At 44.0% G+C, this 20,720-nt stretch carries 16 protein-coding genes, 2 tRNA genes and 1 rRNA gene; 7 read left to right on the plus strand and 12 right to left on the minus strand.

The window, feature by feature from the left end; genetic code table 11:
* Positions 1-168: 168 nt before the first annotated feature.
* Positions 169-2,199 carry a DNA helicase Rep gene (rep, locus tag AAC854_RS16620; protein ID WP_340618096.1) on the minus strand — a complete coding sequence of 677 codons (2,031 nt, stop codon included), beginning with the start codon at positions 2,197-2,199 and terminating at the stop codon, positions 169-171.
* Between the two features lie 451 nt (positions 2,200-2,650).
* Here rep and AAC854_RS16625 point away from each other — a divergent pair, with 451 nt between their 5' ends.
* Positions 2,651-3,766: a class II histone deacetylase gene (locus tag AAC854_RS16625; protein WP_340618111.1), complete on the plus strand. Its 1,116-nt coding sequence runs from the start codon at positions 2,651-2,653 to the stop codon at positions 3,764-3,766.
* Positions 3,767-3,876: 110 nt separating this feature from the next.
* On the opposite strand, the gene ilvC is transcribed toward AAC854_RS16625, so the two are convergent.
* Positions 3,877-5,355: a ketol-acid reductoisomerase gene (gene ilvC, locus AAC854_RS16630; protein ID WP_340618097.1), complete on the minus strand. Its 1,479-nt coding sequence runs from the start codon at positions 5,353-5,355 to the stop codon at positions 3,877-3,879.
* Positions 5,356-5,511: 156 nt separating this feature from the next.
* On the opposite strand from ilvC, the gene ilvY reads away from it, so the two are divergent.
* The 4 genes from ilvY (at position 5,512) to AAC854_RS16650 (ending at position 10,096) form a co-directional block, all read left to right on the plus strand.
* Positions 5,512-6,393, plus strand: a complete 882-nt coding sequence (gene ilvY, locus AAC854_RS16635) for an HTH-type transcriptional activator IlvY (RefSeq protein WP_340618098.1) — start codon at positions 5,512-5,514, stop codon at positions 6,391-6,393.
* Positions 6,394-6,431: 38 nt separating this feature from the next.
* Complete coding sequence (locus AAC854_RS16640; RefSeq protein ID WP_340618099.1) at positions 6,432-7,250, plus strand: helix-turn-helix domain-containing protein; 819 nt, start codon at positions 6,432-6,434, stop codon at positions 7,248-7,250.
* Positions 7,251-7,389: 139 nt separating this feature from the next.
* Positions 7,390-8,550, plus strand: coding sequence for a multidrug efflux MFS transporter periplasmic adaptor subunit EmrA (gene emrA, locus AAC854_RS16645; protein ID WP_422824098.1), 1,161 nt, complete (start codon positions 7,390-7,392; stop codon positions 8,548-8,550).
* 7 nt (positions 8,551-8,557) lie between these two features.
* The gene (locus AAC854_RS16650; RefSeq protein WP_340618101.1) at positions 8,558-10,096 is read left to right on the plus strand and encodes a DHA2 family efflux MFS transporter permease subunit; all 1,539 of its coding nucleotides are present in this window, start codon (positions 8,558-8,560) and stop codon (positions 10,094-10,096) included.
* A 55-nt stretch (positions 10,097-10,151) separates the two neighbouring features.
* Here the strand turns inward: AAC854_RS16650 and ilvA are convergent, their stop codons facing one another.
* From ilvA to ilvL, 6 genes are all read right to left on the minus strand, one after another.
* Positions 10,152-11,702, minus strand: a complete 1,551-nt coding sequence (gene ilvA, locus AAC854_RS16655) for a threonine ammonia-lyase, biosynthetic (protein WP_340618102.1) — start codon at positions 11,700-11,702, stop codon at positions 10,152-10,154.
* Positions 11,702-13,552 (minus strand): dihydroxy-acid dehydratase, encoded by a 1,851-nt coding sequence (ilvD, locus tag AAC854_RS16660; protein ID WP_340618103.1) that lies wholly within the window; start codon positions 13,550-13,552, stop codon positions 11,702-11,704. Before ilvD ends, ilvA begins: the two co-directional genes overlap by 1 nt.
* Positions 13,553-13,642: 90 nt before the next feature.
* The gene (locus AAC854_RS16665) at positions 13,643-14,569 is read right to left on the minus strand and encodes a branched-chain amino acid transaminase (RefSeq protein ID WP_340618104.1); all 927 of its coding nucleotides are present in this window, start codon (positions 14,567-14,569) and stop codon (positions 13,643-13,645) included.
* A gap of 24 nt (positions 14,570-14,593) precedes the next feature.
* On the minus strand, positions 14,594-14,851 hold the full coding sequence (gene ilvM, locus AAC854_RS16670; protein WP_340618105.1) for an acetolactate synthase 2 small subunit: 258 nt from the start codon (positions 14,849-14,851) through the stop codon (positions 14,594-14,596).
* Positions 14,848-16,503: an acetolactate synthase 2 catalytic subunit gene (ilvG, locus tag AAC854_RS16675; protein ID WP_340618106.1), complete on the minus strand. Its 1,656-nt coding sequence runs from the start codon at positions 16,501-16,503 to the stop codon at positions 14,848-14,850. Before ilvG ends, ilvM begins: the two co-directional genes overlap by 4 nt.
* A gap of 146 nt (positions 16,504-16,649) precedes the next feature.
* Entirely contained in the window at positions 16,650-16,745 is a 96-nt protein-coding gene (gene ilvL / locus AAC854_RS16680) for an ilv operon leader peptide (RefSeq protein ID WP_340618107.1), read from the minus strand.
* A 601-nt stretch (positions 16,746-17,346) separates the two neighbouring features.
* Between ilvL and AAC854_RS16685 the strand changes: the two genes are divergently transcribed.
* A complete protein-coding gene (locus AAC854_RS16685) occupies positions 17,347-18,873 on the plus strand; it encodes a YifB family Mg chelatase-like AAA ATPase (RefSeq protein ID WP_340618108.1) in 1,527 nt (508 codons plus the stop codon).
* A gap of 55 nt (positions 18,874-18,928) precedes the next feature.
* Here the strand turns inward: AAC854_RS16685 and AAC854_RS16690 are convergent, their stop codons facing one another.
* On the minus strand, positions 18,929-19,267 hold the full coding sequence (locus AAC854_RS16690; RefSeq protein WP_340618109.1) for a MaoP family protein: 339 nt from the start codon (positions 19,265-19,267) through the stop codon (positions 18,929-18,931).
* Between the two features lie 116 nt (positions 19,268-19,383).
* On the opposite strand from AAC854_RS16690, the gene hdfR reads away from it, so the two are divergent.
* Positions 19,384-20,220, plus strand: coding sequence for an HTH-type transcriptional regulator HdfR (gene hdfR, locus AAC854_RS16695; protein ID WP_340618110.1), 837 nt, complete (start codon positions 19,384-19,386; stop codon positions 20,218-20,220).
* 181 nt (positions 20,221-20,401) lie between these two features.
* Here hdfR and AAC854_RS16700 read toward each other — a convergent pair.
* The 3 genes from AAC854_RS16700 to rrf all read right to left on the minus strand — a co-directional run.
* A tRNA-Trp gene (locus tag AAC854_RS16700) sits at positions 20,402-20,477 on the minus strand.
* An 8-nt stretch (positions 20,478-20,485) separates the two neighbouring features.
* Positions 20,486-20,562: transfer RNA gene (locus tag AAC854_RS16705), tRNA-Asp, on the minus strand.
* A 54-nt stretch (positions 20,563-20,616) separates the two neighbouring features.
* Positions 20,617-20,720: ribosomal RNA gene (gene rrf / locus AAC854_RS16710) — 5S ribosomal RNA — on the minus strand; the annotation flags it as partial.

Consider the following 20,720-nt stretch of genomic DNA (forward strand, 5'->3'; position numbering starts at 1 on the left):
TTATATTGGTCAACCTGGCGACGACGACATCAGTATCGCGCACAACAATGCCATTATCGTCGGCGGAATAGCCTTATGATTACAGAACGATTACGACTGTAGTACTAGGCTAATCCTGTATTTCCATACCCTGTATTCATGCCGGATACAGGGTTTTCATCAATTGGCTTACCTGCCAACATTTTTCTGCCCAAGTCCCAAACGCGATTTAATATCCGCAAGACGTGATTGCCCCTGTTTCATTCGTTCTTCCGCACTTATCACCCGTTTCCCCTGCGGCCAATGCAAGTCATCTTGTGGCAATTCCAGCAAGAATCTGCTTGGTGCAGGACGAATGAGTTCACCATACTGGCGACGTTCTTTGCTCAATGTGAAAAAAAGCTCTCTCTGCGCACGGGTAATGCCGACATAAGCCAGACGGCGCTCTTCTTCTATATTGTTTTCATCAATGCTGCTTTGGTGCGGCAACAGACCTTCTTCCATCCCCACCAGAAACACATAAGGAAATTCTAATCCTTTAGAAGCATGTAACGTCATAAGCTGAACCTGATCCAGCTCTTCATCTTCCTCTCCCCGCTCCAGCATATCCCGTAATGTAAAACGGGCTACGACTTGAGAAAGCGTCATTGGATCATTCAGATCATCGCCTTCAAGCATTTCACTCATCCAGGTGAAGAGTTGGTTGACGTTTTTCATTCTCATTTCAGCCGCTTTTGGGCTGGGCGAAGTCTCATATAGCCAGCTTTCGTAATCCATACCACGAAGTAAGTCTCTCACTGCCAGCAATGGCTCACGCTCCGCCTGACAGGATATTTCATCCATCCAATGAGTGAAACGCTGTAATGCAGCCAGACCACGCCCGCTCAGATGTTGTTCCAAACCAAGATCAAAACTGGCCTGATACAAACTCTTGTTACGTTGATTTGCCCACTCTCCCAATTTCTGGATCGTTACTGCACCAATTTCTCGCCGTGGTGTATTAACGATGCGCAGAAACGCACTATCATCCTCAGGATTGGTTAAAACACGCAGGTAAGAGAGCAGATCCTTGATTTCTGGCCGGGAAAAGAACGATGTTCCTCCCGAAATGCGATAAGGAATGCGGTTTTGCATCAACATTTTTTCGAAGATCCGGGACTGGTGATTGCCACGATAAAGGATCGCGTAATCTTTATATTCCGTTTTATTGATAAAGTGATGAGCGATCAATTCTCCTACCACACGCTCAGCTTCATGATCTTCATTATTCGCTTCTATCACCCTGAGCGGGTCGCCATAATGCAACTCTGAAAAGAGTTTTTTCTCAAATACATGAGGGTTGTTGGCAATCAGGATATTCGCCGCTTTCAATATTCGTCCTGATGAACGGTAATTTTGTTCCAGCTTAATGACATTCAACTGCGGAAAGTCCTCTTTCAGCAGGATCAAATTTTGTGGGCGAGCGCCACGCCATGAATAAATGGATTGATCATCATCACCAACCACCGTAAAACGTGCACGGTTCCCAACCAATAGCTTCACCAATTGATACTGGCTCGTATTGGTATCTTGGTATTCATCCACCAGCAAATAGCGAATTTTATTCTGCCAGCGTTCCCTGACTTCTTCATCACGCATTAGCAGCAGTGTCGGTTTAGTGATCAGATCATCAAAATCAAGAACGTTACAACTGCTCAGATGCAAATCATAACGGCGATAACACTCTGCAAATTGATGTTCTTGTGCCGAACGAGCGGTCCTGATCACCTGCTCTGGCGACATTAAATCATTCTTCCAGTTGGAGATGCAGGAAGTAAGTTTTTGTAACAGATCCTTATCTTCTTCCAGCAGATCCGCAGTAAGATCTTTCAACAATGCCATCTGATCTTGATCATCAAACAGTGAAAAATTACTTTTCATGCCCAGCGCTTTGTATTCGCGCTTGACGATCTCCAAGCCCAAAGTATGAAAAGTTGAGATCGTCAGCCCTTTCGTTTCCTTGCGGCCTAAGGTCTGCGCGACACGCTCTTTCATCTCACGTGCCGCCTTATTGGTGAAAGTCACCGCAGCAATCTGGCGAGCTTGATAACCACAGGTGCGGATTAGATGGGCTATTTTATTGGTGATCACGCGGGTTTTACCGGAACCTGCACCGGCCAGAACCAGACAAGGTCCTGTGACAAATTCAACCGCTTGTTGTTGGCTTGGATTTAATCGCATACTGTTTCGAAGATGATATCTGGATGAAAGATCAGGAAACAGAATTGTAGCAGAAAGCCAGTCTCAGAGGCGGTTTTCTTTACGTAAGTGAATTATTGCAAGATAAAGGAATAAGAAATGCCAATATATTCTATTTTTAAAGTTCCACTTCATATTAAAATTCCCTATCGTGTTATTTTTTAATAGATTATTAAAAAATAACAAAGTGGATTTATTACAAATACTCTTACCCCATAAATAGTTAGCTATCTCTTCTGCCATATTTTATGTCACCGTCGGTATTTCTTCGTACAGGGAAAAAACACCGCTTTATGGTGTTCTGTCAGCATTCATTCTCTTCGTTACGCTTTATATGAGTATTAATTGAAATATATAACATTTATTTACTTTCATTAGTGCTATAACAATTATTACGTTATTAACATGAAATCAATAAAAGGGAGGTAATATGATGCTACGTAAGACAGGTTTTTTCTTTGATGAATTATGTTTCTGGCACTCTTCGGGATTACCACATGTCGTTGTATTTCCCGTTGGTGGATGGGTACAACCCCCCAGCAGTGTGGGACATGCTGAATCACCGGAAACCAAACGCAGAATGAAAAACCTGATGGATGTTTCGGGTTTAAGTCGCTCACTGCAATTACGGAGTGCTGAACCTCTTGATGAAGCAACATTAAGACTCGTTCATACCGAAGATTATTTACAACGTTTTAAATCCGTCAGTGATAATGGCGGAGGAATGTTAGGATCTGAAGCTACGATGGGACAAGGCAGCTATGAAATCGCCAAATTGTCCGCCGGACTGACCTATGCGGCGGTAAAAGCCGTGCTACAAGGCGAATTAGATAATGCCTACAGCCTTTCCCGCCCTCCCGGACATCACTGCCTGCCGGATAAAGCGATGGGCTTTTGTTTCCTTGCCAATATCGCCCTCTCCATTGAACATGCCAAAGAACAACTTGGGGTTGGCCGGATTGCTGTTATTGACTGGGATGTTCACCACGGTAATGGCACACAACATATCTTCTGGGAGCGTGATGACGTTTTGACTATTTCACTGCATCAGGACGGTTGTTACCCTGAAGGCTACAGTGGCGAAGAAGATATCGGTACAGGCAAGGGAGAAGGCTTCAATATCAATATTCCATTGATGGCCGGCGCTGGACATAATAGTTATCTCTATGCCATGGATCAAATTGTGCTCCCTGCCCTGCGACGTTACCAACCCGAGCTGATTATCGTTGCCTGCGGTTATGACGCCAATGCCTTCGATCCTCTCGCTCGGATGCAACTGCACAGTGACAGTTTCCGTGAAATGGCCCGCAAGGTACAACAGGCAGCGGATGAATTGTGTCATGGCAAATTAGTTATGGTTCACGAAGGTGGTTATTCAGAAGCCTATGTCCCTTTCTGTGGATTGGCTGTCATGGAGGAACTAAGTGGAATTCGTACCGATGTCATTGATCCTTTACTGAACATTATTCAATTGCAGCAACCTAAAGAGCGATTTGAAGCATTTCAGCGACAGGCCATTGATGAGCTGAAACGGCAATTCGATCTGTAAAAATTATCTATAGCCAGTAGATTTCAAATAATTATCTGAAGATGAAGAGAACAACCTGCCCGATGAAACAACTCGGGCAGGGAAGATATTATTTTCTTCGTCGGCTGATATTATCCGCCAACCGCAATACGTTTCATATCAGTCATATAACCACGCAGGGTACGACCGATAGTTTCAATCGGATGGTTACGGATCGCTTCATTCACATCACGTAGTTGGGCATTGTCGATACCACGATCTGCGACTGTCTTCCCTAAATCTCCCGCTTGCAGAGTCGCCATGAATTTTTCTTTCAGCAACGGAACCGCAACGTAAGAGAACAGGTAGTTGCCATATTCTGCCGTATCGGAAATAACTACGTTCATTTCATACAGGCGCTTACGGGCAATGGTGTTCGCAATTAACGGCAGCTCATGCAGAGATTCGTAATAAGCTGATTCTGCAATAATGCCGGAATCAACCATCGTTTCAAATGCCAGCTCTACGCCAGCCTTGACCATCGCGATCATCAACACACCATGATCAAAGTATTCCTGCTCACTGATGTTGCCATTGTAATCAGGGTAATTTTCGAATGGCGTCCCGCCAGTTTCTTCACGCCAAGTCAGCAGGTTTTTATCGTCATTCGCCCAGTCTGCCATCATTGTGGAAGAGAATTCACCAGAAATGATGTCATCCATATGTTTTTGGAACAACGGAGCCAGAATAGTTTTCAGCTGCTCAGAAAGGGCATAGGCACGCAGTTTCGCCGGATTGGAAAGGCGATCCATCATCAGTGTAATCCCCCCCTGTTTCAGGGCTTCGGTAATGGTTTCCCAGCCAAACTGAATTAATTTACCTGCATAGCCTGGTTCGGCCCCATCAGCAATCAGGTGGTCATAACACAGCAGAGAACCGGCCTGTAACATGCCACACAGAATGGTTTGTTCACCCATCAAGTCAGATTTAACTTCTGCTACGAACGAAGATTCCAGAACGCCTGCGCGATGCCCGCCTGTTGCGGCTGCCCATGCTTTCGCAATCGCCATTCCCTCGCCTTTTGCATCATTTTCTGGGTGCACGGCAATCAGGGTAGGAACACCAAATCCACGCTTATATTCTTCGCGAACTTCCGTTCCCGGGCACTTAGGAGCAACCATCACAACGGTGATATCCTTGCGTACCAGCTCACCCACTTCAACGATATTAAAACCGTGGGAATAGCCCAGTGCTGCTCCTTCTTTCATCAAGGGCTGAACAGCCTGAACCACCGCTGAGTGTTGTTTATCTGGTGTCAGGTTGATAACCAAATCGGCTTGTGGAATTAATTCTTCATAAGTGCCAACCCTGAAGCCATTTTCAGTTGCTTTACGCCATGATGCACGTTTTTCATCAATTGCTTCTTTACGCAAAGCATAAGAGATATCCAAACCCGAATCACGCATGTTAAGACCTTGGTTTAGCCCTTGTGCACCACAGCCGACGATCACCACTTTCTTGTCTTTTAAATACCCTGTCTCGTCAGCAAATTCTTCCCGCGTCATAAAACGACATTTGCCTAACTGTGCCAATTGCTGACGCAAGTTCAACGTATCAAAATAATTAGCCATGGTGACTCCGTTATAATTAGGTGTGATGTTGTTTGCATAGTGCCAATATATGACATGCAGGCCATTGCTTAAATTGATATATTAACAAGACTATATTGCAATTTATGCAATAGTGATTTCTACACTAAAAAGTCTTCAGGCAAAGGGCGTGAAACAATGGATCTACGTGATTTAAAACTGTTTTTACACCTTGCAGAAAGTTGTCACTTTGGACGTTCTGCCAAGGCCATGCACGTCAGCCCATCCACTCTTTCACGCCAGATCCAGCGCCTTGAAGAATTATTGGGGCATCCACTTTTTCTACGCGATAACCGAACGGTAAAACTGACTACAGCCGGTGAACAGTTAAAGCAATTTGCTCAACAAACACTCCTGCAATATAAACAACTACAGCACTCCTTAAACCATCAAAGTTCATCACTAACGGGAGAGTTACGTCTGTTCTGTTCAGTGACTGCGGCATATAGCCATTTGCCACAAGTATTAGATAAATTCCGGGCTGAACATCCTTTGGTGGAAATAAAACTGACAACAGGGGATGCGGCTGATGCCGTGGATAGAGTCCAATCTGATGCTGCGGATTTGGGTATTGCGGGCAAGCCAGAGAAACTGCCTGATAATGTTAGTTTTACTAAAATAGGTGAAATACCGTTGGTGTTGATCGCGCCTTCCCTTCCTTGTGCCGTGAAAGCCTTGGCGACACAGCCCTCCCCCGATTGGAATAACATTCCTTTTATCCTGCCTGAGCATGGCCCTTCCCGTAAGCGTATTGAGCTTTGGTTCCGTCGGCACAAGATCCTGCACCCCGTCATTTACGCAACGGTTTCCGGCCATGAAGCCATTGTTTCTATGGTGGCGTTAGGTTGTGGGATCGCATTAATACCTGCCGTTGTCGTCGAAAATAGTTCTGAAACGGTACGTAACCGCATCTCTCTGCTGGAAAATATTTCTCTGGTTGAACCGTTTGAATTGGGTGTTTGTGCGCTGAGCAAACGTTTAAACGACCCTTTAGTTAAGGCGTTCTGGAAGCTGTTGTAATCTGCGGACGGCTGTAATCCGGGAATAGGTCACTCGATATGAGACGAAAAATAGACAGGCATCTTGAAGCAGTCAGGTTATATGAGTATCACAAACAATACCTAGTGCTTTCTCATAATATGAAAACAGAGTGGCATCGCCATCCTTGTATCCAATTGAGTGTTTCGTACGATTATTCACAAATGAAAATTGATACTGAACAAGGATCACAGCAAGTCTATGGTTTTATTATCGCCAGCAATATTAAACATAGATTACATTCTGAAAATAAATCCTGTTTCAATTTTCTGATAGACCCCGCTCATCCCTTATATCATTTGCTGTTACATCAAATTAAAAATGCCGACATTATCTATCTCAAACCAGACTCCGCTCGTTTAATCGCAGATTATTTCATCCATTGCTTACAATCAGACGTAGCACCAGATATTCTTGTCCTAAGCAATTGGTTGAATGACAGAGGCTTGAATGACATAGATGGCTGCCTTTGTTCTCAGGATACACGAATTATAAAAGCGACGATGCTTATTACTGAATTACCTGTTAAAAGCATCTCTTCCAGTAAAATATCAGGTCATCTCTTTCTTTCGGAAAGTCGATTTTTGCATTTATTCCGGCAGGAAATGGGAACAAATTTCCGTGGTTATTTATTGTGGAAACGCTTCCATCACGCACTTGAAAAAATAAACTCACCAGATTCATTGACGCGATTGGCTTCCCATAGCGGATTTTCTGACAGTGCACATTTCAGCCGAACAGGAGTGATGTTATATGGATTCAGCCCTTCTGAATTGAAAAACGCCAGCATTGCTTTTTCTGATATTTGCCTCAGAAAGGTTTCTTCGAAAAAACGATAAGATAGCCAGTTTATTCAATTAAAAAATTTCCCCCACCACTAATCTACCTCTCCATTAAGCCCATTTTAAAAGCCAACATCAGGTAAACATAAATAACGCTATTTTCGAGTTGTGATGATAAAAAATGGTGGAAAAAATAATGCCGAAATCGTCAGTAATTACAGATAAAAAATCAAAACGTAAACTGGCTCTTCTCCTTGCAACCCTGCTATTTGTCTCTGCTGGATTAGGTTATCTCGCTTATTGGTTTACTGTACTGCGCCATTATCAAATAACCGAAGATGCTTACGTCGTTGGCAATCAGGTGCAGGTAATGGCACAGATTTCAGGCAGCGTAACAAGTATTCATGCTGACAATACTGATTTTGTCCGTCAAGGCGATATTTTGGTGAGCTTGAACGCCACTGATTCTGAGCACGCTTTTGAACGGGCAAAAAACGTACTTGCCAATAGTGTCCGGCAAACTCATCAGGTCATGATTGATAATGAGAAATTGCGAGCCAATATCGACCTGAAACAGACAAAATTGCAGCAGGCAATAGATGATCTAAAACGACGTGAACATTTAGGAGTAACGGGGGCCATCGCGAAAGAAAGCCTGATCCATGCCCGTAATAATGTCCAGATGGCTAAGTCTGAACTGCGTTTTGCACAGCAACAATATCATGCCAACAAGGCAATGGTTATCGACACACCACTGAAACATCAGCCCCCTATTAAACTGGCGGCAACTCAGCTCCGTGATGCTTGGTTAACCTTACAGCGCACCCGAATTGTTGCTCCCGTCACAGGTTATGTGTCTCGTCGCAATGTACAAGTAGGATCACAAATTAAGAATGGGACTCCTCTCATGGTTATCGTTCCTGCTGACCAGCTTTGGGTGGAGGCAAACTTCAAAGAAGTCCAGCTTACCCATGTTCGCATCGGTCAACCTGTAACACTAACCAGCGATTTTTACGGTAGTGACATTTCTTATACAGGTAAGGTTGTCGGTTTGGATATGGGGACGGGCAGTGCCTTTTCTTTATTACCGGCTCAAAATGCCACTGGAAACTGGATAAAAGTCGTCCAACGACTGCCTGTCCGAATTACTCTGGAATCACAACAGCTCATTGATTACCCATTACGCATCGGATTATCTATGCACGCCTCTATTGATACCAGAAATCAAGACGGCATAGTCCTCGCCCAGGCACCTCGCCAAGGGATTGTATATAAAACCGATGTTTTGTCTTACGACACCGAAGAAATTGAGTCGTTGATTAGTGACATTATTTCGATGAATACCAGCAAAGGATGAGATCAATATGTCACATGAGCCATTATCAGGAGCAAAACTGGGCTGGTTGACACTGGCTTTGGCACTGGCTGCTTTTTTGCAAATACTGGATCTGACAATTGCTAACGTTGCAATATCGACCATTGCCGGTGATCTGGGGTCTTCCACTTCTCAAGGAACTTGGATAATTACTTCGTTTGCCGTTGCCAATGCAATTTCCATTCCATTAACCGGTTGGCTGGCAAAACGATTCGGTGAGGTTCGTGTCTTTTTAGCATCAACAATTTTATTTATCATCGCATCCTGGTTATGTGGCATATCCAATAGCCTGGAAATGCTGATTTTATCACGCGTTGTACAAGGCGTTGCCGCAGGCCCAATTATGCCTCTTTCACAAAGTTTACTATTGAATAACTATCCCCAGCCAAAACGCAACATGGCATTGGCGATGTGGTCAATGACTATTGTGGTTGCTCCTGTCTGTGGCCCTATTCTCGGCGGTTGGCTCAGTGATAGTTATCATTGGGGTTGGATATTTTTGATTAATATTCCATTCGGTTTGGCGATTGTTGCTATCGCCTGGATATTACTCAAGGATCGGGAAACGAAAACAGAAACAAGTCCGATTAACGCGGTAGGGTTGATTTTATTGATTGCTGGTGTTGGTTGCTTTCAGTTGTTACTTGACCGTGGGAAAGAGCTTGATTGGTTTAGCTCATCGGAAATTATTACATTGGCCATCATCGCCGTAGTTTGCCTCACTTTTCTGATTATCTGGGAGCTAACTGACAATTCCCCCATCATTGATTTATCGTTATTTAAATCCCGTAATTTTACGATTGGAACAGTGTGTATCAGTCTGGCGTTTTTGCTTCACATCGGGACGCTTGTTCTGCAACCTCAGTTATTACAGATGGTGTTTGGCTACACCGCAACTTGGGCAGGATTAGTTCTGGCACCTTTGGGTATCATGCCAATCATTCTTGCACCACTTATTGGTCGTCTTGGTTCAAAAATCGATATGCGCTATCTGGTGATGTTCAGCTTTATTGTTTTTGCTTTGTGCTTCTTCTGGCGGGCTTATACTTTCGAACGTTCTATGGATTTTGCCGCCGTAGCCTGGCCTCAATTTATGCAAGGATTCGCCATCGCCTGCCTGATTATGCCGCTTAACGCCATCATCCTATCCGATATTAAACCTGATAAAATTGCCTCTGCGGTGAGTTTGTTCAACTTCCTGCGCACTCTGGCAACATCGGTGGGAACTTCTATCACAACAACTATTTGGTCGAACCGTGAATCAGTTCACCATGTCCAACTTACACAAGCAGTAAGCCACTATAATCCCATTGCAACCCAATCCTATGAAAATATGCAGCAATTTGGCCTCTCACATGCTCAGATCAGTAGTAAATTGGCACACGAAATCACTAATCAGGGGCTGATTATTGCTGCCAATGAAATTTATTGGTTATTCGCCTTTCTTTTCCTGATCATGCTCTTTCTAATTTGGCTAGCCCACCCAACCAGCACAGATAAAAAACATAGAAATAAAAATAAGGAGTGAAAATAAATAATAAAATCAATAAATAACCCCCAAAAGGGGGTTATCTTGTAATTGCTTAAGTCAAAAATAATTTAAATGAAGGATTTTCTGTTTCATCATGATATTCATAGCCCAACTCATCCAAATGGCGATCAAAGCATAACTCCGAGCCTGAAAGCTCGAAAGCGGCCAATACACGCCCATAGTCTGTGCCGTGACTACGATAATGGAACAAGGTGATATTCCAATGAGTACCCAATGTTTGCAAAAATTTCAGCAACGCCCCCGGAGATTCAGGAAAGGCAAAACTAAATAATCGTTCCTGCAATGGCTTGGATGGCCTGCCGCCTATCATGTAGCGAACATGCAGTTTCGCCATTTCATCATCAGTAAAATCAGCTACCTGATATCCCGATGCTTTTAGTTCTTCAATGATTTCACGACGTTCAGCATTTCCACGACTTAATCTGATACCGACAAAAATACAGGCTTTGCCTGAATCGGTGGAGTCTGAGTAACGATAGCTGAACTCTGTCACAACACGGGTTCCCAATATTTGGCAAAAATTCAGGAAACTGCCCTTCTGTTCAGGAATAGTGACTGCCAGCAAAGCTTCACGTTGCTCTCCCAGCTCGCAGCGCTCTGAAACATAACGCAAACCATGAAAATTTACGTTGGCACCAGAAAGAATATGCGCTAACCGCTCTCCTTGAATCTGATGTTGCTGAACATATTTCTTCAATCCCGCCAGTGCCAGTGCACCAGAAGGCTCAGCAATTGCCCTGACATCTTCGAATATATCTTTCATGGCAGCGCAAATGGCATCACTGTCCACCGTAATGACATCATCAACATATTGCTGGCATAAACGGAATGTTTCATCGCCAATACGTTTAACTGCTACACCTTCCGCAAATAATCCAACCCTTGGTAAATCAACCGGACGCCCAGCTTCCAGCGCGGCTTTCAGACAAGCGGAGTCTTCAGCTTCCACACCTATCACTTTCATTTCAGGCACAAGTTGTTTGATAAGAACAGCAACCCCCGCAATTAATCCCCCTCCACCAACAGGAACAAAGATACGGTCAAGGTAAACATCCTGCTGCAACAATTCCATCGCCAAAGTTGCCTGACCCGCGATTACTGTAGGATGGTCAAACGGGGGAATAAAGGTGTAGCCATGCTCTTTTGCCATTTCGATCGCTTTTGCTTTCGCTTCATCGAAGTTTGCGCCGTGTAACAACACTTCCCCACCAAAACCGCGTACTGCATCGACTTTAATATCCGCTGTAGCTATTGGCATCACGATAATAGACTTTACACCAACCTTGCTGGCCGATAACGCAACGCCCTGTGCATGGTTGCCCGCCGATGCCGTAATGACGCCTTTGGTTTTTTGCTCTCCCTTCAAACCGGCAATCATCGCGTATGCACCACGCAATTTGAAACTGTGCACTGGCTGGCGATCTTCCCGTTTAATCAAAATGGTATTATTTAAACGAGCAGAGATTTTTTTCATTTCCTGCAACGGGGTAACTTGTGCAACATCATAAACTGGTGAACTCAGTGCGGCTTTGAGATATTCCGCTCCTTTGGGTTCAGAATTAAGAGAATAAACTGCCACCATTAACCCCCCAGTTTAGCCTTATCGCGCACAGCCCCTTTGTCAGCACTGGTCGCCAGTGAAGCATAAGCCCGCAATGCAAAAGAAACCTGACGTTCCCTGAATTTAGGTGTCCACGCCTCATCGCCGCGGGATAATTCAACCTGTGTGCGTTCAGCAAGTTCTTTTTCGCTAACATCCAACTGGATTTTACGGTTTGGAATATCAATATTGATGATATCGCCATCATAAATTAACCCTATTAAACCGCCATTTGCCGCTTCTGGGGAGATATGACCAATGGATAACCCCGATGTACCTCCCGAAAAACGGCCATCAGTGATCAACGCGCAGCTTTTGCCTAACCCCATCGATTTCAAGTAGGTCGTGGGATAGAGCATTTCTTGCATGCCGGGGCCACCTTTCGGGCCTTCATAGCGAATGACAACCACATCGCCTGCCACGATTTTCCCACTCAGAATCGCGTCTACCGCATCTTCCTGACTCTCATAAACTTTGGCAGGGCCACGGAAAATCAAGCTGCCTTCATCCACCCCCGCCGTTTTCACAATGCAACCGTCCACAGCAACATTACCAAACAGAACAGCTAAACCACCATCCTGACTGTAAGCATGTGCACGCTCACGAATACAACCTTTCTTACGGTCATTATCCAACGATGGCCAACGACAATCCTGCGAGAAAGCTTGGGTAGTACGAATTCCGGCCGGCCCTGCCGCATACATGCTCTTAACACCTTCATCTTCTGTCAGCATGATGTCGTACTGAGCCAATGTTTGTGGCAAATCCAAACCCAAGACGTTTTTTACATTTCGATGCAGTAACCCTGTACGATCCAGTTCACCAAGAATACCAATCACTCCGCCAGCACGGTGTACATCTTCCATATGGTACTTCTGGGTACTTGGAGCAACCTTACATAAATGAGGAACCTGACGAGACAGGCGATCAATATCTGCCATCGTGAAATCAACTTCACCTTCTTGCGCCGCTGCCAATAAATGCAGAACAGTGTTCGTCGAACCGCCCATCGCAATATCCAGTATCATGGCATTTTCAAATGCGGCTTTAGTTGCAATATTGCGTGGTAAGGCACTGTCATCATTTTCTTCGTAGTAACGTTTGGTCAATTCAACAATGCGCTTACCTGCGTTGATGAATAAATTTTTGCGATCTGCATGTGTGGCGAGCAGTGAACCATTCCCCGGTTGCGAAAGCCCCAAGGCTTCAGTCAAACAGTTCATTGAGTTCGCAGTGAACATGCCAGAGCAAGAACCGCATGTCGGACAAGCCGAACGCTCGATTTGGTCACTTTGCTCATCACTGACGTTTGGATTAGCTCCCTGAATCATGGCATCAACCAGATCCAACTTGATAATCTGATCAGATAAGCGTGTTTTACCCGCTTCCATTGGGCCACCGGAAACAAAAATAACCGGAATGTTCAGGCGCAGGGAGGCCATAAGCATCCCCGGTGTGATTTTGTCACAGTTAGAAATACATACCATGGCATCAGCACAGTGGGCATTGACCATGTACTCCACCGAATCTGCGATCAATTCACGCGAAGGCAGTGAATAGAGCATGCCGCCGTGCCCCATCGCAATACCATCATCAACCGCGATAGTATTGAATTCTTTCGCCACTCCCCCTGATGCTTCAATCTGTTCTGCCACCAGCTTCCCGAGATCACGCAGATGAACATGGCCCGGCACGAATTGTGTGAATGAGTTAACAACGGCAATGATGGGTTTCCCAAAATCAGCGTCGGTCATACCTGTTGCCCGCCATAAAGCACGGGCTCCCGCCATATTGCGGCCATGTGTTGTTGTAGCAGAACGGTATTTCGGCATTGTCTTTACTCCCAAATCTGTCTTATCTAATTAACTTCAACAATTAAAACAGGCGGGGAACGACCGCCTGTTGGGGGGGTATATTTTTTATTAAGGATTAACCGGATCCAGCCAGCCCCATTTATCTTCTGTCGTACCATCAAACAGGCCAAAAAACGCATTTTGGATTTTTTTGGTAATAGGGCCACACTTACCAATACCAACCTGAATATCATCTACGCTACGAACTGGCGTAATTTCCGCCGCAGTTCCTGTCATGAATACTTCATCCGCCAAATAGAGTGATTCACGAGACAATGTCTGTTCGCGGACTTCTAAGCCAAGATCCTGCGCCAACTTGATAATCGCATCACGAGTGATCCCCGGCAGGGCTGAGGAAGAAAATGGCGGTGTAAACAGAATTCCATCTTTTACTTCAAACAGGTTTTCACCCGCCCCTTCTGAAATATAACCATTAACATCCAGAGCAATGCCTTCCTGATAACCATGACGTCTTGCTTCACTCCCCACCAGCAGGGAAGAGAGATAATTACCCCCTGCTTTCGCTGCCGTCGGGATAGTATTTGCTGCTACGCGATTCCATGACGAAACCATCGCATCAATACCTTGATCCAACGCTTCTTCTCCGAGATAAGCGCCCCAAGGAAAAGCTGCAATAATGACATCTGTTTTATAGCCAGCGGGAGGATTCACCCCCATGCCAACATCACCAACAAATACCAATGGACGAATGTAAGCACTGACCAATTTATTTTTGCGAAGTGTTTCGCGGCAAGCTTCCATTAACTCATCAACACTCTGGCTCACTGGGAAACGGTAAATTTTGGCTGAGTCACGTAAGCGTTGCATATGTTCACGATGGCGAAATACAACAGGTCCCTTGTGAGAATCATAACAACGGATGCCTTCAAATACTGAAGTACCATAATGCAGGGCATGGGACATAACGTGAACTTTAGCATCAGCCCAAGGCACCATTTCACCATTGAACCAAATATAATCAGCTTGCTTTGTCATTCTAAATCTTCCTTCGATTGCGCACTACGCGCTTATTAATTGTGATTTTTTATGTTGGATCTCAACACCAGCAACATCCACTAATTTCATCAATTGAGAAAAAAGTAAATTAACGGGACGCTGGCTGGACACGGTGAGTTCAATGCTTACATTATCACTATCTGTTGTATGATCCATATTCAATGCGCGTACCTGAAATCCACGATGACGGGTAACTCTCAGAATTCGTTCCAAAATCTCAGGACAAAATTTTGCCTGAATAGCAAGTTGATGCTGCATCATAATGACTTCTCCAACATGGTGTCGTTGCTTGCGCCTGGTGGAACCAATGGCCAGACATTTTCTAGTTCATCAATAGATACGTGTAATAAATAAGCGCCATCACTGTTGAACAAAGCATCCAAAGCTTCACTTACTTGCGCTTTATCGGTGATTCTTTGTCCGGGAATATCGAAGGCTTGTGCCAACGTAAGAAAATCCGGGTTATCAGTTAAGATCGTTTCGCTGTAACGCTTTTCGAAAAACAGTTCCTGCCACTGGCGAACCATTCCTAATCGCTGGTTATCCAATAAGATCATTTTGACCGGCAATTGTTTGCGTTTGATTGTTCCCAACTCCTGAACATTCATCATGAAAGAGCCGTCACCAGATATACAGATAACCGTATCTTCAGGACGTGCCATCTGAGCGCCAATTGCCGCTGGAATGCCAAACCCCATCGTACCCAAACCACTTGATGTGATGAAATTCTCTGGCTGGCTAAATGTCATGTGCTGGGCAGTCCACATTTGATGTTGCCCCACATCAGTTGTAACTACAGTATTAGGTGATGCACGATCCGAAATCTGTTTCAACAACAGCGGGGCATAAATGCTTTTCCCCTGATAGTCATAACGCCATGCGTGATCGTTTTTTAATTGCTTGATTTCTTGCTGCCAGTCCTGAATTGATACAGATTGCTGTAACTGAGGTAACAATGTTTTTAAATCACCCAATAATGAAACATGGGTTTGACGTAATTTATTAAACTCAGCAGGATCAATATCTAAGTGGATCACTTTGGCATGAGGAGCAAAGGTATTCAGCTTTCCTGTTACGCGATCATCAAAACGAGCACCAACGGCAATTAATAAATCACAGGATTGAACAGCAAAATTAGCCGCTTTGGTTCCGTGCATCCCTAACATACCCAAATAACACTCATGCTCAGGATCCGCAGCACCTAAACCTTTCAAGGTAGAAACGACAGGTATTCCTGTTTCTGCAACAAAACTGCGTAATTCAGGAACGGCGCCAGACATTCCAACGCCTCCGCCTACGTACAAGACGGGTTTGCACGATAACGCCAACAGTTGACGAGCCAGATCCAGCTCTTGCTCAGGGAATGGAAATGTCGGAGAGTCTGATAAATCTGATACCAGATACGGCGCAAAATCACCTTGAGCCAGTTGGATATCTTTCGGTAAATCAACTAAAACAGGGCCGGGACGTCCACTCGTGGCAATCGTAAAAGCATCAGCCATGGTTTGGGGTAATTTTTCCAGTGAGTCCACAAGAAAACTGTGTTTTGTGCAGGACAGGGACATTCCCAACATATCGATTTCCTGAAAGGCATCCGTCCCTATAAATTCAGAACTCACCTGACCGGTAATCGCCACAACAGGAACAGAATCCAACAATGCGTCAGCTAACCCCGTGATTAAATTTGTTGCACCCGGCCCTGATGTTGCGATGCAGACTCCTGGCTTACCACTTGCTCTGGCATAGCCGATTGCTGCCATGACTGCCCCTTGTTCATGACGGCATAGCACGTGCTCAATTCCCCCGTCATACAGCGCATCGTAAACCGGCATAATAGCCCCGCCGGGATAACCAAAAACTTTTTCAATTCCCTGCGTTCGTAATGCTTCTATAACCGATTGTGCCCCGTTCATTGCCGCTTCCCCTGTTATGTTTACCTTGCAATTGGCCGTTGTGATGTTGTGTTATTCTTGTTGTCAGGTGCTAAAAACCGTGCCAAAAAAAAGACCCCCGCGCCTTTCGGTGCGGGGGTCTTTTTTGAATCCGGCTATTTTTCTGTCTAAGCCTTCATTCGTCCAAGTGCAGCCCCGCACGGTGGAATAATCACCACCACGCTCACAATAATTAGGCTAATCACTAGGACAAATGCGTTCATAATTTTGTTCGTTTTAACTCGTATGCTTGACGTATATTTAAGAGTTACCACTTTCTGTGATCATTGACAATGATTATTTTTATTTTTTCATAACAAAATTATTTTATTTATATTTTTCATTCAGATAGATATATAAACAGATAAATCCACTGAAATTTATTACTTTTTCGCTCGAAAATGATCGATATCTGTTTGTTTTATAAAATATTTAATAAACTAAATAATAAAAAAACAAGTTAATCATCTAGCTAAAGATAATACGACATAACAACACAACCAAAATTAGTATAGTTGGTTAATAGTTATTGCCATCAATAAAATACGGCACAAAGAAACATTAGAAAAAATAATTAATAAAATAAGTAAAATAGTTTAAAAGACATGATATCTGTATGCCTTAAGAAGGTGTTAGCGGAAGGCTCCTGATTGTTACATTATTCATAAATAACATTAAGTTATTATCTATCTCTAAATAAAAAATAATCACACAACAGTCGAAATATTAAATATATTTACGAGCCTTTTCGCAAAATAAGCAAAGACGACTTTTTATTATTTTTTATCGATTCATGATAGCCACTTTCTTGCTAAGGAGAGCATCATGACACTCGCTGTCATTCATACACGGGCAACAATTGGTATCGATTCTCCAATCGTCACAATAGAAGCACATATCAGTAATGGCTTACCCGGTTTAACACTCGTTGGCTTACCTGAAACGACTGTTAAGGAAGCCAGAGATCGTGTCAGAAGCGCTCTGATCAATAGCGGTTTTACTTATCCCCCTAAAAGGATAACTGTCAATTTAGCACCCGCAGATCTCCCCAAAGAAGGAGGAAGATATGATTTACCTATCGCTATAGCAATCTTGGCAGCATCAGAGCAAATCACAACAGATAAGCTGCACCATTATGAATTTTTAGGAGAGTTAGCGCTTTCTGGTGAAATACGACGAGTCACGGGAGCTATCCCAGCCGCATTGAGTGCAAAAAAGGCAGGAAGGCAACTTATTCTCTCCTCAGAGAACCAAGCTGAACTGGCAATCTTGTCCCAAAACGAAACATTAATAGCAAACCATTTACTTCAAATCTGCCATTTCCTGAAGGGAGACAAAACTTCTTTATCCTCCCCTTCCCCCATAGAAATACAAACCGAATCATCTATCTTAGATATGCAGGATATTATCGGGCAGGAGCAGGCAAAACGAGCACTGGAAATTACTGCCGCCGGTGGTCACAATCTTCTGCTACTTGGCCCTCCTGGAACAGGTAAAACCATGCTTGCGAGTCGGTTATGTAGTTTGCTACCTCCATTAACGCATCAGGAAGCGCTAGATGTCGCAGCAATCAAAAGCTTAGTTGGTAATCCAGTTAACCCTCAAAAATGGCATACACGGCCATTTAGAGCGCCTCATCACAGTTCATCAATGGCCGCTCTCGTTGGCGGCGGTTCAATACCTAAACCCGGAGAAATTTCTCTTGCTCATAATGGTGTGTTATTTCTGGACGAATTACCTGAATTTAATCGAAGCGTTCTTGATGCACTGCGTGAGCCTTTAGAGTCCGGTGAAATAGTCATATCCCGAGCAAGAGCAAAAGTCTGTTTCCCCGCCCAAGTTCAACTGATTGCGGCCATGAACCCAAGCCCAACTGGCTACCATCAGGGATTACATAACAGAAGTAGTCCGCAACAGGTATTGCGTTACCTTTCCAAACTCTCAGGCCCTTTTTTAGATCGTTTTGATCTTTCGATTGAAGTTCCTTTGCTTCCGCCCGGAATTCTCAGCCAGTCATCAGTAAAACATGGAGAAAGTAGCCATGAAGTTAAAAAACGGGTACAAACCGCCAGAAACATACAAATAGAGCGATGCGGGTATATCAATGCTCATCTCAATAGCAGACAAACTGAAAAGATCTGCAAAATTAAAATTGAAGATGCCATTTTTCTGGAAAATACTTTATTGAAATTGGGGCTATCTATACGTGCCTGGCACAGAATACTCAAAGTTTCCCGTACAATCGCAGATTTAAAAGAACAAAAAGAAATAGAAAAACCAGATATTATGGAAGCACTCAGCTACCGATGTATGGATAGGTTACTTATTCAACTACAAAAACAGACTGGGTAGATTAGAAGAGGGGCAATTTGCCCCTCTTGATAGATGATTAATATCAATGCTGGTATTAATCATCAGTATCGGTATAGTCCTCTGTGGAGTCTACCTGCGGTTTCCCGCCGGAAAGAGTATGAAAACGTTTTGGACGGCTAATTTTTGCCAAATATTTAGTCCATATTTTTTCCTCTGTCGTTGCAGGTGCACGTTCACCTCGGCAAACTGCAACAAACAGTTTTTCTTCTTCTGTTTGAGGTTCACGTTTACCAAGATCCAATTCATTGAACGCATGACCATAACGTTCTAGCAATTGGGCCTCTTTGATGGTGAAATCACCATGACGGGAAAATCCACGTGGATAGTTTTTATTATCAAAAAAACGATTAGTCGTGATGAAGCTTTCAGCCATCTGACACACTCCTAACTCTAATGTCATACCAATTATGGCGCGGAGTATTAGGGAGGCTTGACATTCTGTAAAACAAAATATTTAAATCTTAACGACAAAAACTATTGGAGATACATGTGGACACTGAATTACTGAAAACCTTTTTGGAAGTCAGTAAGACTCGTCACTTTGGTCGGGCAGCTGAATCGCTTTATCTAACACAATCTGCTGTTAGCTTTCGGATCCGACAACTCGAAAATCAATTGGGAACCAATTTATTCACACGGCATCGCAATAATATCCGCTTAACTGCGGCCGGAGAGCGCCTTGTGCCCTATGCAGAGTCGCTAATGAATACTTGGCAATTAGCAAAGAAAGAAATCAACTACGTTGCCCAACATACAAAACTTTCCATTGGTGCTACAGCCTCCCTATGGGAAGGCTACCTGACATCCTGGTTAAATACGTTTTACAAATTCCATCAAGAAACGAGAATCGAATCTCTGGTATCTACGCGCCAATCACTGGTCAAACAATTACATTCTCGTGAATTAGATCTTTTAATTACCACGGAGCCGCCAAAAATGGATGAGTTCCAAAGTCAGTTGATTGGTAACATCCAGCTTGTTCTATTAACGACCCAGCGCAATCTTGAGAAAGGCGTTAAGAACTACATTAAGTTGGAATGGGGCGCTGATTTCCATCAACAAGAACAACAAATTTTAAAGCATGATCATCCTCCTATCATTACAACCACATCAGCACATATTGCGAGAGAATTGTTGGATAGCGTGAATGCTGCAACCTTCCTCCCAATACACTGGCAAGAAAAATACCCAAAACTCGTAGCCTCACTTGATAATGAGTTAATAGAACGACCACTGTATGCTGTGTGGCTGCAAAGCAGTGATCAACAGGCCTTTATCCAACAGTTATTAAAAATTCCTGTTGAAAAAGCACCTATAACTGCCTGAGGGTTGCTTTTATAGTAAAAATAGGAGAATGCGCAGGAGAACAAAGCCTGCAATTAAATTAGATAGAAACTACACGGAGAAATGACAGAAAAAAGAAGGATGACAAATAAAGAAAAAACCCAGCTAAAGCTAGCTGGGCTATTAATCTGAAAGCTATATCAATTATTACTTAGTTGTTAACTGGCAGGGGCGGAGAGACTCGAACTCCCAACACCCGGTTTTGGAGACCGGTGCTCTACCAATTGAACTACGCCCCTAAATACGGTGGCGGTGCGGACGGGACTCGAACCCGCGACCCCCGGCGTGACAGGCCGGTATTCTAACCAACTGAACTACCGCACCACCGAATTTCTATTTCCGGCTGCCTTTTGTACCGGCAACCGGCTTTTAATTGATGTCTGGCAGTGCCCTACTCTCACATGGGGAGACCCCACACTACCATCGGCGCTACGGCGTTTCACTGCTGAGTTCGGCATGGGGTCAGGTGGGACCACCGCGCT

Origin of the sequence: Xenorhabdus entomophaga (assembly GCF_037996725.1) — a bacterium.
GTDB lineage: Bacteria > Pseudomonadota > Gammaproteobacteria > Enterobacterales > Enterobacteriaceae > Xenorhabdus > Xenorhabdus khoisanae.

What these genes read in the sequence shown, in the direction of transcription:
- ilvA (WP_340618102.1), bottom strand. Translation starts at nt 11,702, where the DNA reads ATGGTGGCAGTTTATTCTCTTAATTCTGAACCCAAAGGAGCGGAATAT.
- AAC854_RS16625 (WP_340618111.1), top strand. Translation starts at nt 2,651, where the DNA reads ATGCTACGTAAGACAGGTTTTTTCTTTGATGAATTATGTTTCTGGCAC.
- ilvG (WP_340618106.1), bottom strand. Translation starts at nt 16,503, where the DNA reads ATGAACGGGGCACAATCGGTTATAGAAGCATTACGAACGCAGGGAATT.
- AAC854_RS16685 (WP_340618108.1), top strand. Translation starts at nt 17,347, where the DNA reads ATGACACTCGCTGTCATTCATACACGGGCAACAATTGGTATCGATTCT.
- ilvM (WP_340618105.1), bottom strand. Translation starts at nt 14,851, where the DNA reads ATGATGCAGCATCAACTTGCTATTCAGGCAAAATTTTGTCCTGAGATT.
- rep (WP_340618096.1), bottom strand. Translation starts at nt 2,199, where the DNA reads ATGCGATTAAATCCAAGCCAACAACAAGCGGTTGAATTTGTCACAGGA.
- AAC854_RS16690 (WP_340618109.1), bottom strand. Translation starts at nt 19,267, where the DNA reads ATGGCTGAAAGCTTCATCACGACTAATCGTTTTTTTGATAATAAAAAC.
- ilvC (WP_340618097.1), bottom strand. Translation starts at nt 5,355, where the DNA reads ATGGCTAATTATTTTGATACGTTGAACTTGCGTCAGCAATTGGCACAG.
- AAC854_RS16640 (WP_340618099.1), top strand. Translation starts at nt 6,432, where the DNA reads ATGAGACGAAAAATAGACAGGCATCTTGAAGCAGTCAGGTTATATGAG.
- emrA (WP_422824098.1), top strand. Translation starts at nt 7,390, where the DNA reads ATGCCGAAATCGTCAGTAATTACAGATAAAAAATCAAAACGTAAACTG.
- ilvD (WP_340618103.1), bottom strand. Translation starts at nt 13,552, where the DNA reads ATGCCGAAATACCGTTCTGCTACAACAACACATGGCCGCAATATGGCG.
- AAC854_RS16650 (WP_340618101.1), top strand. Translation starts at nt 8,558, where the DNA reads ATGTCACATGAGCCATTATCAGGAGCAAAACTGGGCTGGTTGACACTG.
- ilvL (WP_340618107.1), bottom strand. Translation starts at nt 16,745, where the DNA reads ATGAACGCATTTGTCCTAGTGATTAGCCTAATTATTGTGAGCGTGGTG.
- ilvY (WP_340618098.1), top strand. Translation starts at nt 5,512, where the DNA reads ATGGATCTACGTGATTTAAAACTGTTTTTACACCTTGCAGAAAGTTGT.
- AAC854_RS16665 (WP_340618104.1), bottom strand. Translation starts at nt 14,569, where the DNA reads ATGACAAAGCAAGCTGATTATATTTGGTTCAATGGTGAAATGGTGCCT.